Below are 13,985 nucleotides of genomic sequence, written 5' to 3' on the forward strand. Positions count from 1 at the left end.
GGAACTCAGCTGATGGCCGCAGCTTTTACGTCATCATCAATGTAGGGTAAGTACTGTTCAAAGTTGTCAGAGAACATCTGCACCAATTTGGCGGCTTGAGTGTCATAGGCCACCTGATCGTCCCATGTGCGACGCGGGTCCAGCAAGACCTCGGCAACACCAGGGACAGTGACAGGTACGTCAAAGCCAAAGTTCGCGTCTTTACGGAACTCCGCCTCGGCCAGCGATCCATCCAGCGCTGCTGTCAACAACGCGCGGGTGGCCCGGATCGGCATGCGACTGCCAATACCGTAGGCACCACCGGTCCAGCCGGTGTTGACCAGCCAGCAGGTGGCCCCATGCTGGGCGATCTTGTCACGCAGTAGGTTACCATAAACTTCGGGCCGACGCGGCATGAAGGGGGCACCAAAACAGGTGGAGAACGTAGGTTCTGGTTCAGTCACGCCGCGCTCGGTGCCTGCCACCTTAGAGGTGAAGCCGGACAGGAAGTGATACATCGCCTGTGCTGGGGTCAGCCGCGCGATCGGAGGCAGCACCCCAAAGGCATCACATGTCAGCATGATGATATTCTTGGGGTGACCGCCGCGTGCGCTCTCGGATGCATTGGAGATGTAATGCAGCGGGTAAGCACAACGCATGTTCGCGGTGAGACTGTCGTCGTTGAAGTCCAGCTCCTTGGTCTCCGGATCGAACACCATGTTTTCGATCACCGTCCCGAACTTCGACGTCGTGGCGTAGATTTCCGGCTCCGCCTCGGCGTTCAGGTTGATGGTCTTGGCATAGCAACCGCCTTCAAAATTGAACGTACCGTTGTCGGCCCAGCCATGTTCGTCATCGCCGATCAGGACGCGGTCCGGGTCTGCGGACAGGGTGGTCTTGCCAGTGCCCGACAGGCCAAAGAACACAGCGGTGTCCACCGGATTGCCCTTGGCGTGGTTGGCCGAGCAGTGCATCGGCATGATGCCCTTTTCGGGCAGCAGGTAGTTCAGCAACGAGAAGACGGATTTCTTGTTCTCACCGGCGTATTCCGTGCCGCCAATCAGGATCATCTTGCGATCAAAGTTCATCGCGATCACGGTCTCGCTGCGGCAGTTATGGCGCTCCGGATTGGCCTGAAAGCTGGGGCAGTTGATGACAGTGAAATCCGCGATAAAGTCGTCCAGATCTTCACGGTCAGGGCGGCGCAACATGGTGCGGATAAACAGCCCGTGCCAAGCCAGTTCGGTGACCATACGCACGTTGATTGCATGTGCGGGGTCCGCGCCGCCGACCAAATCCTGCACATAGTATTCTTTGCCCTGCATATGGGCGAGCATGTCAAGATAAAGCGCATCAAACCCCTCGGGGCTCATCTCGGCATTGTTTTCCCACCAGATGGTGTCGGTAACGCTGTCGGTTTTCACAACGTGCTTATCCTTGGGCGAACGGCCGGTGAACTTGCCGGTGGTCACCAGAAAGGCGCCGCCATTGCCAAGCGTACCTTCGTCGCGCTTCAGGGCCGCCTCCATCAGGGCTGGCTCCATGAGGTTGTAATAGACGTTCCCCAGTCCTTCGATACCTTGATCTTCGAGGCGGAATTGCGGGTTAACCCGTCCAGATGCCATGTGTTCTTTCTCCTGTGGCGACTATAAAAGTCGCAAACAATAAAAGCCGCGCCCTGGGGCATAAATCGGCACAAAGGCCAATGTGGCTGGTCTTAACATAAGGGTTTGCGCGCTGAACAGAACGCTTTGACGCAGTTAGCGCCATCAAGGCAATGTTTAGCGCAACCATTTTTTTTAACGACAATTTGCAGGGGCTCGTGCCTGAATGTTTAGCGCCTGCTAAGGTATTTTTGTCTCAATTGAGGCGAAACTGTGTCGAGATTCTTCAATGGGCATTGATTCGCCGGGGCAGAACAGCGATGAACGTTTAAAAAACACAAAAACGAGCAGATTTGGGGCCAATCAGATGTCTAAGATTGCTTTAGTCGATGATGATCGGAATATCCTGACCTCGGTCTCAATGACCCTTGAGGCCGAAGGCTTTGAGGTTGAGACCTACAATGATGGGCAGGCCGCGCTGGACGCGTTCAACAAGAAACTGCCGGATATGGCAGTTCTCGACATAAAGATGCCGCGCATGGACGGCATGGATCTGTTGCAGCGGCTGCGGCAGAAAACCCAGATGCCTGTAATCTTTCTCACCTCCAAGGATGATGAGATCGATGAGGTTCTGGGCCTGCGAATGGGGGCTGATGACTACGTAAAGAAACCGTTTTCGCAACGGCTTCTGGTCGAGCGCATCCGCGCCTTGCTGCGCCGTCAAGAGGCGATCAGCGGTGATGTTGTTGCCACTACGACCGAAAACAAGATGATGGAGCGGGGCAATCTACGCATGGATCCGCTGCGCCATTCGGTCAGCTGGAAAGGGCAGGACGTGTCCCTGACGGTCACTGAATTTCTGCTTTTGCAGGCTCTGGCACAACGCCCTGGTTTCGTCAAAAGCCGCGATCAGCTGATGGATGTTGCCTATGATGATCAGGTCTACGTGGATGACCGTACCATCGACAGCCATATCAAGCGTCTGCGCAAGAAGATGCGCAGCGCGGACACCGAATTTGCGGCCATTGAGACGCTTTACGGTATCGGTTACCGTTACAATGAAGAGTAAGCCCCACATAGGGTCAGGCGGAGTAGAACGCCGATGCGCGATTCCGGTATAAGCCGTTCACAACGGGATAGTGATGTTGTTCTTGGCGATGATTGGGTCGCGCCGGAGCATACTGTGACGCGTGAACTACAGGATAAGAGGGCTCGCCGGGGGGTGTTGTCGCTGCGCAGCTCGCCGTTGACACGCAAGATCATTACGCTGAATCTCATTGCGTTGATCATCTTGGTGTCGGGTATCCTTTACCTAAATTCATCACGCCAAAGCTTGGTTTTGCAACGGGCCGGTGCACTTGCCGCTGAAGCGATGCTGATCTCCGATGTGTTCGAGGCCCAGCTGCCGGAAATTGGCACCGTTAGTCTGGTGGTCGGGGACGGGATCGATCCCGTTGCCACTCTTCAGAACATTAGTCTGCGGGCGGGTGCTGAAGTCTTTGTATTCGATACGGCCGGCACGTTGATCGCCCAGACCAAAGGGGTTGAGCGGGGTGGCGCACTGGATCTGTTGAATGACGACAGCATGTCGTCCACATTGATCAGTGATGGTCTGGCGACGGTATGGTCTACTGTTGGCGGGATGTTGAAATCCGACACGGGCCAACTGCCCACACAGCCGCTTGAGGATCAGCTGCGAAATATGGTCCAGCAGGCTTTGGTTGGGGGCACCGAGGTAAAGGCGGTAGTTGATACCAGCGGCGGCACGGTGTTTTCTGCAGCAACGCCAATCATGTTCCAAGGCGATGCCATCGGCGTGGTTACCCTAGCGTCACCTACTGGCGAGATTGATGCGTTGGTCCGCAGTGAGCAGGAACGCGTGTTGCAAATGTTCGTTGTCGCTTTGCTGGTGTCCATTGGCCTCAGCCTGGTATTGGCCTCTACGATCGCCAATCCGCTGGCTGATCTGGCGGAAGCGGCAGAGCTGGGTCGTGATGGTGACACCCGAAAATCGAAACCGGGGCGTATCCGTATTCCCGACCTGACGGCACGCCCGGATGAAATTGGACGTCTCAGCCGCGCCCTGCGTAGTATGGTTAAAGCGCTTTACAACCGGATAGACAGCAACGAACAGTTCGCCGCTGATGTTGCCCATGAGATTAAGAACCCGCTTGCCAGTCTGCAATCTGCCGTTGGCACCCTGCGGATGATTAAGCGCGAAGATCAACGCGACAAGTTGCTCGATGTAATCGAACATGACGTGCGGCGTTTGGACAGGCTGGTCAGTGATATCTCCAATGCATCGCGCCTGGATGCTGAGCTGGTGAAGGAGGAAGAAGAGAGCTTTGATCTTCTGCATATGCTTGGCAATTTGAACCAATTTCTGGGCGAGGATGCGCGCGGAAAAGGTATCGACTATATCACCGACCTGCCCAAGACTCCCATTGATATTCAAGGGTTGGAGGCACGGCTGGCACAGGTGTTTGTCAATCTGATCACCAACGCGATTTCCTTCTGCGAGGATGGCGATGCGATCCGCGTCTGGGCGCGACGTCGCGACAATCGCGTGCTGGTCGTGGTCGAAGACACCGGTCCGGGCATCCCAGATCAGGCACTAAGCAAAGTGTTCAAGCGGTTCTATTCTCAGCGTCCGGTCGAACATTTTGGAAACAACTCAGGACTTGGCCTGGCGATTTCCAAACAAATTGTTGAGGCACATGGCGGTGTGATCTGGGCCGAAAATATTCGTCCGACAGAAGCAGATATTACGTCTGAACCTCTGGGCGCGCGGTTCGTCGTTGGTTTGCCGGTCTGACATATGGACGCGCCGCGTACCTGTCGCCTTCATGCCAGTTGCGTTGATGTTTCCGGTCGGGGCTTGCTGATAACAGGCACATCGGGTTCCGGAAAATCGACGCTTGCGCTGCAATTGATGGCAATGGGTGCCGCGCTGGTTGCGGATGATCAGGTAATTGTTTCAGTGGGGGCAGACCACTTGGTTGCGACCGCGCCGGAAGCCCTGATCGGCGTAATCGAAGCGCGTGGTCTTGGCCTTTTGCGCGCGGAACCGGTTCAAAGAACCCGACTTACAGCCGTGGTAGATCTTGAAGAACTTGAAACAGATCGCCTACCGCCCCAGCTAATGACCATGATCCTTGACCATCCGATCCGCCGATTGCGCCGTACTGAGGGTCCGCATTTTGTGCCAGCTTTGCTACAATATCTCAAACACGGAGCACTGAACCCAGATGCGCACCTCTGACGCTGTCCCTGATCCAGCCGCCGTCCCGATTGTGCTGGTGACCGGTCCATCGGGTGCTGGGCGGACTACAGCGATCAATGTGCTCGAGGATTTGGGATTTGAGGCGATTGATAATTTACCACTACGACTGCTGCCCGGTCTGGTGGAGGCAAATAGCCTGACCAGGCCAATGGCTTTGGGTCTTGATAGCCGCAATCGCGATTTCTCACCGGCTGCCCTGTTGGATGTGATCGATATGCTGGCGGGACGCCGGGATCTGGATTTGACCGTGCTTTATCTCGATGCAGATCACGAGGTATTGCTGCGCCGCTACTCTGAAACGCGCAGACGCCATCCGCTCTCTCCCGCTGAGGACCCAGAAGTCGGCGTCTTGCGTGAAATTGACCTGATGATGCCGATCCGCGACCGGGCTGATCTGTTGCTGGATACGTCAGAGATGAATATCCACCAACTGAAAGCGGATATTGAACGACGCTTCGCTCCCGGTGGTAGGGCACTGGCGGTGTCGCTACAGAGCTTCTCCTACAAACGCGGCGTGCCACGCAGCATTGATATGGTGTTCGACTGTCGGTTCTTACGTAATCCATATTGGGAGCAGGGCCTGCGTAGTCTGGACGGGCGCGATGAGGCTGTTCAGGCCTATGTGCGACAGGATAGACGGTATCAGCCGTTTTTTGAGAGGGTACTCGATCTCATACGCTTACTGTTGCCTGCATACCGAGAAGAGGGTAAATCGCATCTCTCCATCGCATTTGGGTGCACTGGGGGGCAGCATCGCTCGGTCACAATGGCAGAAACCCTAGCCAAGGATCTTGCGGAAGATGGGCAGCAGGTGTCAATTAGACACCGCGAGCTGCATGGCCAGCGACAGAAGTGAGGGACCGGCTTGATCGGAATCGTGATCGTTGCACATGGTGGATTGGCCAGAGAATACCTGGCCGCCGTTGAACATGTTGTGGGCCCTCAGCTCTGTCTTGAGGCCATTAGCATCGGACCGGAAGATGACCGGGACGCCAAACAGCGCGAAATCTGCCGCGCGGCGGACGCCGTTGACAGTGGCGGTGGTGTTGTGGTGGTGACGGATCTCTTTGGTGGCTCCCCCTCTAACCTCAGTCTTTTGGCCTGTACTCCGGCAAATCGCCGGATCCTATACGGTGCCAATCTGCCGATGCTAATCAAACTGGCGAAATCCCGCCATCTGCCCGTCGCTGACGCTGTGCGGCATGCGATGGAGGCGGGACGTAAGTACATTAACGCCCAAAACATCAACCCCGAAGGGGAGCAAGCGCATTAAATGGTTCAGAAAACGCTGGAAATCGTCAACGAAAAAGGACTGCACGCGCGGGCTTCTGCCAAACTGGTCGAGGTCGTCGAGGGCTTTGATGCCTCGGCAGAAGTGTCGCGGGACGGGCTGTCAGCCTCGGGTGACAGTATCATGGGGCTTTTGATGTTGGCAGCCTCCAAGGGAACGACTATTGACATCGAAACGTCCGGCCCGGATGCAGAAGCGCTGGCAGCGGCGTTGGATACGCTGGTTGCCGATAAATTCGGCGAAGGCTACTAAGCATCTTTCAGAATTACGGAACGGGACAAGGCACTTGGCGGATACTGCGCATGATCGGGACACGGGCGTGACGCCGGGGACCGAAGAGACCGGTGAGATCTACGATCGGCGGACCCTCACCTATGCCAACTCCTTTGATGATCGTTGGACCTCTTTTGCGATCCGTGCGATTGAATGGCTCACGGGCAAGCTGACAATTTTGCGAATGGTCCGTAAGTTCGAACGCAGCAACGCCGAATATCGTGGGCAGAAGTTCTGGCGCGGGGCGTTGAACGTCATGGGGATCAAGCTCATGACACCAGAAGAGCAGATCAGCCGTATTCCTGCTGACGGGCCTGTTATTGTGGTGGCGAACCATCCGCATGGCATGGTGGATGGCATGATTTTTGCCGATTTGATCGGTCGGGTTCGTCAGGATTACCGTATCCTGACACGGTCTGTTCTGACAGGTCTCGACGAAGCGGCGACCTCTTTCATGATCCCCGTGCCTTTCCCGCACGATCCCGAAGCGCAACGGAAGATGGTCGAAATGCGGGCCAAGACCATGGCGCACCTGAAGCAGGGCGGCGTTGTGGCATTGTTCCCATCGGGTGTTGTCATGTCGTCAGAGAGCTGGTTTGGACCAGCGATTGAGCAAGAGTGGAATGTTTTCACCGCCCAGCTCATCCGCCGTTCTGGTGCGCGCGTGGTGCCAATTTTTTTCCCTGGCAGCAATTCTCGTTGGTATCAGATCGCCAATCGTGTCTCGCCAATCCTGCGTCAGGGGCTGTTGCTGCACGAGATCGTACGCTCTTGCAACAAACCTCAAAGCCCGGTTGTTGGCGCGACATTGACCGACGCACAAATGGAAAAACTTCAGAGCGATCCGCGCGGTTTTATGGCGTGGCTACGTGAGCACACATTAGCATTGGGCAAAACCGGCACATAGTTACGGTGTTGTTTTCCCAAAACAGCAACTTAGAACTGCCTTCCCTGAACCCGCCCTCATGGCGATGGCGACCTCCGCGGCTCACAATGGGCGCGGAGGTCGCGGCAGTTTAACGTGTAGGGACGGGCGTCTCGCCACGGTAGTCGTAAAAACCGCGCTGCGTTTTGCGACCCAGCCATCCAGCCTCGACGTATTTGGTTAATAAGGGGCAGGGACGGTACTTAGTGTCGGCCAGCCCATCGTGCAGCACATTCATGATCGCCAGACATGTGTCCAATCCAATGAAATCCGCCAACTCTAGCGGTCCCATCGGGTGGTTTGCGCCCAGCTTCATGGATTCGTCGATGGACTTCACGTTGCCGACGCCTTCGTAGAGTGTATAGACAGCCTCGTTGATCATTGGCATCAGGATGCGGTTCACGATGAAGGCGGGGAAATCTTCGGCGCTGGCTGCTGTCTTGCCCAGTTTCGCCACGACGGCATGACAGGCCGCAAAGGTTGCTTCGTCAGTCGCGATCCCGCGGATCAGTTCCACCAGCTGCATCACCGGCACCGGGTTCATGAAGTGGAACCCCATGAAGCGCTCTGGTCGGTCTGTTCGGCTGGCCAGTCGGGTGATCGATATCGACGAGGTGTTCGAGGTTAGAATCGTATGCGGCAGCAAGTGTGGCAGCAGATCTTCGAAAATGGCCTGCTTTACGGTTTCGCGCTCTGTTGCGGCCTCAATGACCAGATCAGTCTTGCCGATGTCTGCCAACATCAACGTGGTCGAAATACGTCCCAATGCGGCATCAACATCAATCTGATTAATCTTGCCTTTACTGGCCTGCCGGGTCAGGTTCTTTTTTACCGCATTCACAGCAGCGTCCAGGGCCTGCTGGCTTATGTCATTCAAAACAACATCATAACCTGCAAGCGCCATCACATGTGCGATGCCATTGCCCATCTGGCCCGCACCAATCACGCCTATCTTCTGGATGTCCATCGCTCATGCCTCTTGGGAGTTTTCTGGCGGATCATACGGGCGAGGCCGTGCGTGGCACAAGGCCGATTGGCCGGGTTTTTAGGCAAAGTTGAGCATTAGCCTTTCGTCAACAGATCTCCGGTTAAGTGAGTCTTGGGTGAATATTGGTGGGTATTATGAGCTACGAACTCAAGAGCGCAACCGCGCTTGCGGGCGAGCCTTGCAGCTATGCGGGCTCGAAGCTATTGGTCCGCGGGCCGGTGCGTAATCTAACTGAACCATATTTGGCATTTATCGGCGGGACCGAGGTCTTTGGCCGATTTGTCGAGCGGCCGTTTGTCGCCAAGACTGAAGAAATTTTGCAACAGACCTGCGTAAATTTGGGGAGTGTGAATGCCGGAGTTGACAGCTTTTTGAAGGATCCTGACATCCTGAATATTGCCCGAAAGGCGCAGTCTTCTGTGATGCAGGTGCTTGGGGCACAGAATATCTCCAACAGCTACTACAAGGTTCATCCGCGGCGCAACGACCGGTTTTTGCGTGCTCATGAACCGCTGTTGGAACTCTACCCTGAGATGGATTTTACAGAGTATCATTTCAACAAGCACTTGTTGAGCGCGCTGCGATCATGCTGCACGAATCGTTACGAAACGGTTCGTGATCATCTGCAGGAAACCTGGGTAGAGCGGATGGGCATGTTGATCGGGGCCCTGGAGGGGCAGGTGACGCTGCTTTGGATCCACTACGATGTGGATCAGCAAGCTTTGTTTGGTCATGAACCGGCGCTCGTGGATCGGCCAATGGTCGACGCCCTAAGAGCACAGGTGCTCGGGGTCGTTGAAATCCCGGTGCATACAGCGAGGGATGCAGAAGATATCGATGGAATGTTCTATGGGCAGCTAGACCTGCCTTCGGCGCAGCGGATGGTGGGCCCTAAGGAGCAACAGCGCATTGCGGAACAGGTCGCGCGATATCTGCAACCACGTCTTGCAAACTAGGAGACGGCTTTGATAGCTCAGTGAATAGCAAAAAAGCCCGCAACACATGTCGCGGGCTTTTCCATGTCACATGTTGTCGTGCTTACAGCTTTTCGATCAGCTCAGGCACCGCTTGGAACAGATCTGCAACCAGACCGTAGTCCGCAACCTGGAAAATCGGCGCCTCTTCGTCCTTGTTGATTGCGACGATGATCTTGGAGTCTTTCATGCCGGCGAGGTGCTGAATTGCACCAGAAATGCCCACCGCGACATAAAGCTCAGGCGCGACGACCTTACCGGTCTGCCCCACCTGCCAGTCGTTCGGTGCATAGCCGGAATCGACCGCAGCGCGGGACGCGCCTACAGCTGCGCCCAGTTTATCGGCAAGGCTTTCGATCAGTTTGAAATCTTCCTCGGAGCCAACACCGCGACCGCCGGACACAACCACACCAGCCGAGGTCAGCTCGGGGCGATCGCTGGCGGCGACCTTGTCTTCAACCCATTCAGACAGGCCGGGGTTTTCAGCTGCGGAGATGGTATCAACAGAGGCAGAGCCGCCGTCGCCAGCCGCGTCAAAGGTGGAGGTCCGGAAGGAGATGACTTTTTTCGGATCACGCGATTTTACAGTCTGGATTGCGTTGCCTGCATAGATCGGGCGTTCGAATGTATCGCTGTCTACAACACCGGACACGTCAGAAATCACCATCACATCCAGCAGGGCCGCAACGCGGGGCAGGACGTTTTTGGCGTCAGTCGTCGCCGGGGCCACGACGTGCTCATAGTCCGAAGCCAGCGAGGCAATCAAAGCTGCAGTGGGTTCCGCGAGGCGATGACCCAGTGATGCGTCTTCAGCGACCAGCACCTTGGATACACCAGCGATCTTGGCGGCTTCGTCACCGGCAGCAGCGGCAGAGGCGCCTGCGCATAGCACGGTCACATCACCCAGTTTACCAGCGGCTGTAACCGCCTTGGCGGTTGCATCCAGCGCCAGCGCGCCATCGGTCACTTCGGCAAGGAGAAGAACAGCCATTATACAGCCCCCGCTTCTTTGAGTTTGCCAACCAGTTCATCCACGGAGCCAACAATAATGCCTGCGGCACGGGCTGCGGGTTCGGTGGTTGAAATAATTTCAAGACGTGGCGAGACATCGACGCCGTAGTCAGCGGCAGTTTTCTCGTCGAGCGGCTTTTTCTTCGCCTTCATAATGTTCGGCAACGACGCGTAGCGTGGTTCGTTCAGGCGCAGATCGACAGTGACGATGGCGGGCATCTTCACTTTGATGGTCTGCAGGCCGCCATCCACTTCGCGGGTTACAACGGCATTGTCGCCATCGACGTCCAGCTCAGAGGCAAAGGTGCCCTGCGACCAACCCAGCAGTGCTGACAGCATCTGACCGGTTGCGTTCATATCGTTGTCGATTGCTTGCTTGCCGGCCAGAACCAGACCGGGCTGCTCTTCTTCGACAACTTTGGCCAGGATTTTGGCGACTGCCAGCGGTTCGATGTCGGTGTGGACGTCGTCGGCCGCGTTGACGAGGATCGCGCGGTCGGCGCCCATGGCCAGTGCGGTCCGCAGGGTTTCCTGCGCCTGCTTCACACCGATGGAGATAACAACGATCTCATCTGCTTTGCCGGCTTCTTTCAGACGAATGGCCTCTTCGACGGCGATTTCGTCGAATGGGTTCATCGACATTTTGACGTTGGCGAGATCGACACCGCTGCCGTCCGCTTTGACGCGGACCTTCACGTTGTAGTCAATCACGCGCTTGACAGGCACAAGTACCTTCATTTTGCGTTCTCTCCTTAACAAACGGCAAGCCGCCAAGCGACTCCCCTCCATGCTCTCGCGATGTTGATAGCGGCTTAGATTGCACCGCAACAGGGCAAAATCGTCACGTTACCGCCCTCCGACGTCGCGTTTGATGCTTTGCATCAGCAGTTTTGCAGGAATGTTTCCAAGAGGATGCTGCACTGCCGCAACGGCAGCCATAAGATGGCGGCTTTGGCCTATCGCGGATGTTTTGCACAGCTGTGTCAGGTTGACGCAGGCTGTGATTGCGTCAAACAAAACCGCCGCTGTGCTAACAAGAATGTAGACAGCGGCGACTTAAGTAACAAGGGACAGGCATCAGCGATTGGCGCCGGGCACCCACAGCACGTCCCGCGCACCATTGTCATTGGCGGCGCGCGACGCGACGAAGAACCAGTCAGACAACCGGTTGAGGTATTTGACAGCCGCTGGGTTGATGTCTTCTTGGGTTGCAAGATCTGTTGCCAGCCGTTCGGCGCGCCGCGCCACCGTTCGGCACACATGCAAATGGGCGGACAGCGCAGCGCCACCAGGCAGGACAAAGCTGCGCAGCGGAGACAATTCCGCATTCATGACGTCGATTTCGGCTTCCAGTCGGTTGATCTGGGCATCGGCTATGCGCAGCGGCGGGTATTCTGCACCGGCGTCTTTGTCCATTTCAGGCCGACATAAGTCTGCCCCCAGATCGAAGAGATCGTTCTGGATTCTGGCAAGCGCAGTGTCCATCTCGCCATTGGCCTCCAGACGGGCGACCCCGACAAAAGCGTTCAGCTCATCCGAGGTGCCATAGGCGTTGACGCGGGCGGAATGTTTGGCAACTCGGTCGCCGTTCCCCAGTGCTGTGTCACCTTTATCACCGGTGCGGGTGTAGATTTTGTTCAATACGACCATGGATCACTGGCCCCCTTGGTTGCGAAGGTAGACGTAGCCAAGGATTAAGACCACGGCGAGAAACTGAAACAGGATGCGAAGGCGCATCATCTTGTTTGCGTATTTGGCACTAAAGGCGCCACCCGCGCCGAAACTGCCTATGCCGATCACCAGCACGATGACGGTTGCCGCGATCGCTGCAATCGCCAGGAAATAGAGCGGATCGCCCATCTTCTGAATTCCTTATCTTGGACGTCGCAGCATGTTGTCACCATGACTAACGCCGCCACGCACTGGCTATCTAAGCCGCGCCAGAATGCGGTCAATTGCCCGTGTTGTCAGGACCCGTTTTAACACGCCGCCCAGATGCGTGGGTATGGTGACATAGTAGCGCGGATGCGGGTGTTTGCTCTCGCACGCATGAATCAGCTTGGCAGTGACGGCTGAGGCAGGCAATTCGAAACGATCAGGTCCGCTGCTTTCGTAAAGGCGTTTCAGCAGGCTTTGCTCATAGCGGTCGCGCAGAGCTGAGTTCTTCCAATCTACATATTGTTCGAAATGGGGGATCGCTTTTTCGCGAATCTTCGACGTGATGGGGCCAGGTTCGATTAGAACCACGTTTATGCCGCTGTCACGGAGCTCTACCCGCATGGTGTCAGTCAGGCCCTCAATGGCATGTTTTGTTGCCACATAGGCCCCACGCCAGGGAAAACTGACAAATCCGAGGATCGAAGAATTCTGTATAATGCGGCCATGGCCCTGTGCTCGCATAACGGGGATCACTTGTCGGGTCAGCTCGTGCCAGCCAAAGACATTGCTCTCAAAGATCGCGCGCAGCCCATCGGTCGATACATCTTCAACCGCGCCGGGCAACCCGTGGGCACCGTTGTTGAATAAGACATCAAGCCTGCCACCGGTATGCTCCAGCACATCTTCCAAACCGCTGCGCAGCGTTTCAGAGTCGGTGTAATCCATGAGCGGGCTGACAAACCCCTGTGCCCGCAGCCGGTCGCAATCCACCCTTCTCCGGCAAGCGGCAAAAACGGTCCAGCCGCGTTCACGCATGCCATGTGCTGCATCCAGGCCAATCCCGGAAGAGCAGCCCGTAATCAGTATTGTTTTTTGCATAAAGCCCCTCGCGCGGTCACCTGTACCGGCGCTTTATGGGCGTTTCTGACTCACCAGGGAAGCGGCAATCCAGCCGACCTTGCCGTCTTTTACAGTGCGCAGGTGCAACCAGCCAGTACCGATGTCTTCAAACACGATGACTTCTTCGCCATTGGTGAGCCGATCCATGACCGGGTAGACCGTGCCGGGCCCTGAACGCATGTTGACACGGGTCGCGGTGATCTTGCGAATGTCGTCGCGCGGTTCCAGCAGGATGTCCTGCGGTGCGGATGTCTCGTCTCGAATCGTGTTCTGGACGGAAGGCAGGGCAGACAACCCATTGGAAAGCGACGCCAACTGGATCGTTGCCCCCGCTTCTGCGCCACTTTCGAAACCCGCGTTGCTTACTGAAAATGCGGAGTCGCTGTTTCCAATCCCATTTCCAACCGCTGCAATTTGCTCCATCGCGACGCGAGAGCGCAATGTCGGATCTGCCGCTGGCCGGACCGATTTTGCATTGAGGCGCAGCGCGGATGTATTTGCATTGGGACGCAGCGCTACCTTGCTGACCAAAGATTCTGCGGTAACTGCAGTGGATCGTGCTGGCGTTGGCTGTGGCGCGAAAGCGGCCTTGGCAATATCAATAGCCGCAGAGGGCCCTTTCGGCGGTTCAAAGTCAGCACCTCCACTGGCCTCATAAAACCCCCAACCCAAAAACAAGAACGATGCAATAACAAAGCGTGACATATACTGATCCCCCCCAGGATGAGCTGGAAAAACTGTGCAAATTCATGAGTGTCAGGCTTCTGCCCGTCTGCAAGTAGTACGCACCTGCGGCACAGATTGTTCCGGCTTAATTCAAAATAACGCAGTTTGCTGAGTCGCAACAGGGGAGAGTGGGGCGCATTCTCCCCCAAGCCT

16 protein-coding genes are annotated in these 13,985 nt (G+C 56.2%); 8 read left to right on the forward strand and 8 right to left on the reverse strand.

The window, feature by feature from the left end:
* Positions 1 to 5: 5 nt before the first annotated feature.
* Positions 6 to 1,604 (reverse strand): phosphoenolpyruvate carboxykinase, encoded by a 1,599-nt coding sequence (locus PhaeoP97_RS01670; protein WP_072503602.1) that lies wholly within the window; start codon positions 1,602 to 1,604, stop codon positions 6 to 8.
* Between the two features lie 346 nt (positions 1,605 to 1,950).
* Between PhaeoP97_RS01670 and PhaeoP97_RS01675 the strand changes: the two genes are divergently transcribed.
* The 7 genes from PhaeoP97_RS01675 to PhaeoP97_RS01705 are packed head-to-tail and all read left to right on the forward strand — an operon-like array spanning position 1,951 to position 7,337.
* The gene (locus PhaeoP97_RS01675) at positions 1,951 to 2,652 is read left to right on the forward strand and encodes a response regulator transcription factor (RefSeq protein WP_072506252.1); all 702 of its coding nucleotides are present in this window, start codon (positions 1,951 to 1,953) and stop codon (positions 2,650 to 2,652) included.
* Between the two features lie 33 nt (positions 2,653 to 2,685).
* Positions 2,686 to 4,398, forward strand: coding sequence for a sensor histidine kinase (locus PhaeoP97_RS01680; RefSeq protein WP_072503603.1), 1,713 nt, complete (start codon positions 2,686 to 2,688; stop codon positions 4,396 to 4,398).
* A 3-nt stretch (positions 4,399 to 4,401) separates the two neighbouring features.
* Complete coding sequence (locus PhaeoP97_RS01685; protein ID WP_072503604.1) at positions 4,402 to 4,845, forward strand: HPr kinase/phosphorylase; 444 nt, start codon at positions 4,402 to 4,404, stop codon at positions 4,843 to 4,845.
* Entirely contained in the window at positions 4,832 to 5,722 is an 891-nt protein-coding gene (gene rapZ / locus PhaeoP97_RS01690) for an RNase adapter RapZ (protein WP_072503605.1), read from the forward strand. The genes PhaeoP97_RS01685 and rapZ overlap by 14 nt, the downstream gene beginning before the upstream one ends.
* A gap of 9 nt (positions 5,723 to 5,731) precedes the next feature.
* Complete coding sequence (locus tag PhaeoP97_RS01695; RefSeq protein WP_072503606.1) at positions 5,732 to 6,139, forward strand: PTS sugar transporter subunit IIA; 408 nt, start codon at positions 5,732 to 5,734, stop codon at positions 6,137 to 6,139.
* A complete protein-coding gene (locus PhaeoP97_RS01700; RefSeq protein ID WP_072503607.1) occupies positions 6,140 to 6,409 on the forward strand; it encodes an HPr family phosphocarrier protein in 270 nt (89 codons plus the stop codon).
* Between the two features lie 34 nt (positions 6,410 to 6,443).
* Positions 6,444 to 7,337 carry a lysophospholipid acyltransferase family protein gene (locus PhaeoP97_RS01705; RefSeq protein WP_072503608.1) on the forward strand — a complete coding sequence of 298 codons (894 nt, stop codon included), beginning with the start codon at positions 6,444 to 6,446 and terminating at the stop codon, positions 7,335 to 7,337.
* A 109-nt stretch (positions 7,338 to 7,446) separates the two neighbouring features.
* On the opposite strand, the gene PhaeoP97_RS01710 is transcribed toward PhaeoP97_RS01705, so the two are convergent.
* Entirely contained in the window at positions 7,447 to 8,322 is an 876-nt protein-coding gene (locus tag PhaeoP97_RS01710) for a 3-hydroxybutyryl-CoA dehydrogenase (protein ID WP_072503609.1), read from the reverse strand.
* A 155-nt stretch (positions 8,323 to 8,477) separates the two neighbouring features.
* Here PhaeoP97_RS01710 and PhaeoP97_RS01715 point away from each other — a divergent pair, with 155 nt between their 5' ends.
* Complete coding sequence (locus tag PhaeoP97_RS01715; protein ID WP_072503610.1) at positions 8,478 to 9,299, forward strand: DUF6473 family protein; 822 nt, start codon at positions 8,478 to 8,480, stop codon at positions 9,297 to 9,299.
* Positions 9,300 to 9,381: 82 nt separating this feature from the next.
* Here PhaeoP97_RS01715 and PhaeoP97_RS01720 read toward each other — a convergent pair whose 3' ends face one another.
* From PhaeoP97_RS01720 to PhaeoP97_RS01745, 6 genes are all read right to left on the reverse strand, one after another.
* On the reverse strand, positions 9,382 to 10,308 hold the full coding sequence (locus tag PhaeoP97_RS01720) for an electron transfer flavoprotein subunit alpha/FixB family protein (protein WP_072503611.1): 927 nt from the start codon (positions 10,306 to 10,308) through the stop codon (positions 9,382 to 9,384).
* A complete protein-coding gene (locus PhaeoP97_RS01725) occupies positions 10,308 to 11,066 on the reverse strand; it encodes an electron transfer flavoprotein subunit beta/FixA family protein (protein WP_072503612.1) in 759 nt (252 codons plus the stop codon). Before PhaeoP97_RS01725 ends, PhaeoP97_RS01720 begins: the two co-directional genes overlap by 1 nt.
* A gap of 339 nt (positions 11,067 to 11,405) precedes the next feature.
* Positions 11,406 to 11,978, reverse strand: coding sequence for a cob(I)yrinic acid a,c-diamide adenosyltransferase (locus PhaeoP97_RS01730; protein ID WP_072503613.1), 573 nt, complete (start codon positions 11,976 to 11,978; stop codon positions 11,406 to 11,408).
* Positions 11,979 to 11,981: 3 nt separating this feature from the next.
* Entirely contained in the window at positions 11,982 to 12,188 is a 207-nt protein-coding gene (locus PhaeoP97_RS01735) for a twin transmembrane helix small protein (protein ID WP_072503614.1), read from the reverse strand.
* Between the two features lie 66 nt (positions 12,189 to 12,254).
* Entirely contained in the window at positions 12,255 to 13,085 is an 831-nt protein-coding gene (locus PhaeoP97_RS01740) for an SDR family NAD(P)-dependent oxidoreductase (protein WP_072503615.1), read from the reverse strand.
* A gap of 33 nt (positions 13,086 to 13,118) precedes the next feature.
* Positions 13,119 to 13,811, reverse strand: a complete 693-nt coding sequence (locus tag PhaeoP97_RS01745; protein WP_072503616.1) for an SH3 domain-containing protein — start codon at positions 13,809 to 13,811, stop codon at positions 13,119 to 13,121.
* Positions 13,812 to 13,985 lie beyond the last annotated feature (174 nt).

Origin of the sequence: Phaeobacter porticola (genome assembly GCF_001888185.1) — a bacterium.
In the GTDB taxonomy this organism is placed as follows: Bacteria; Pseudomonadota; Alphaproteobacteria; order Rhodobacterales; family Rhodobacteraceae; genus Phaeobacter; species Phaeobacter porticola.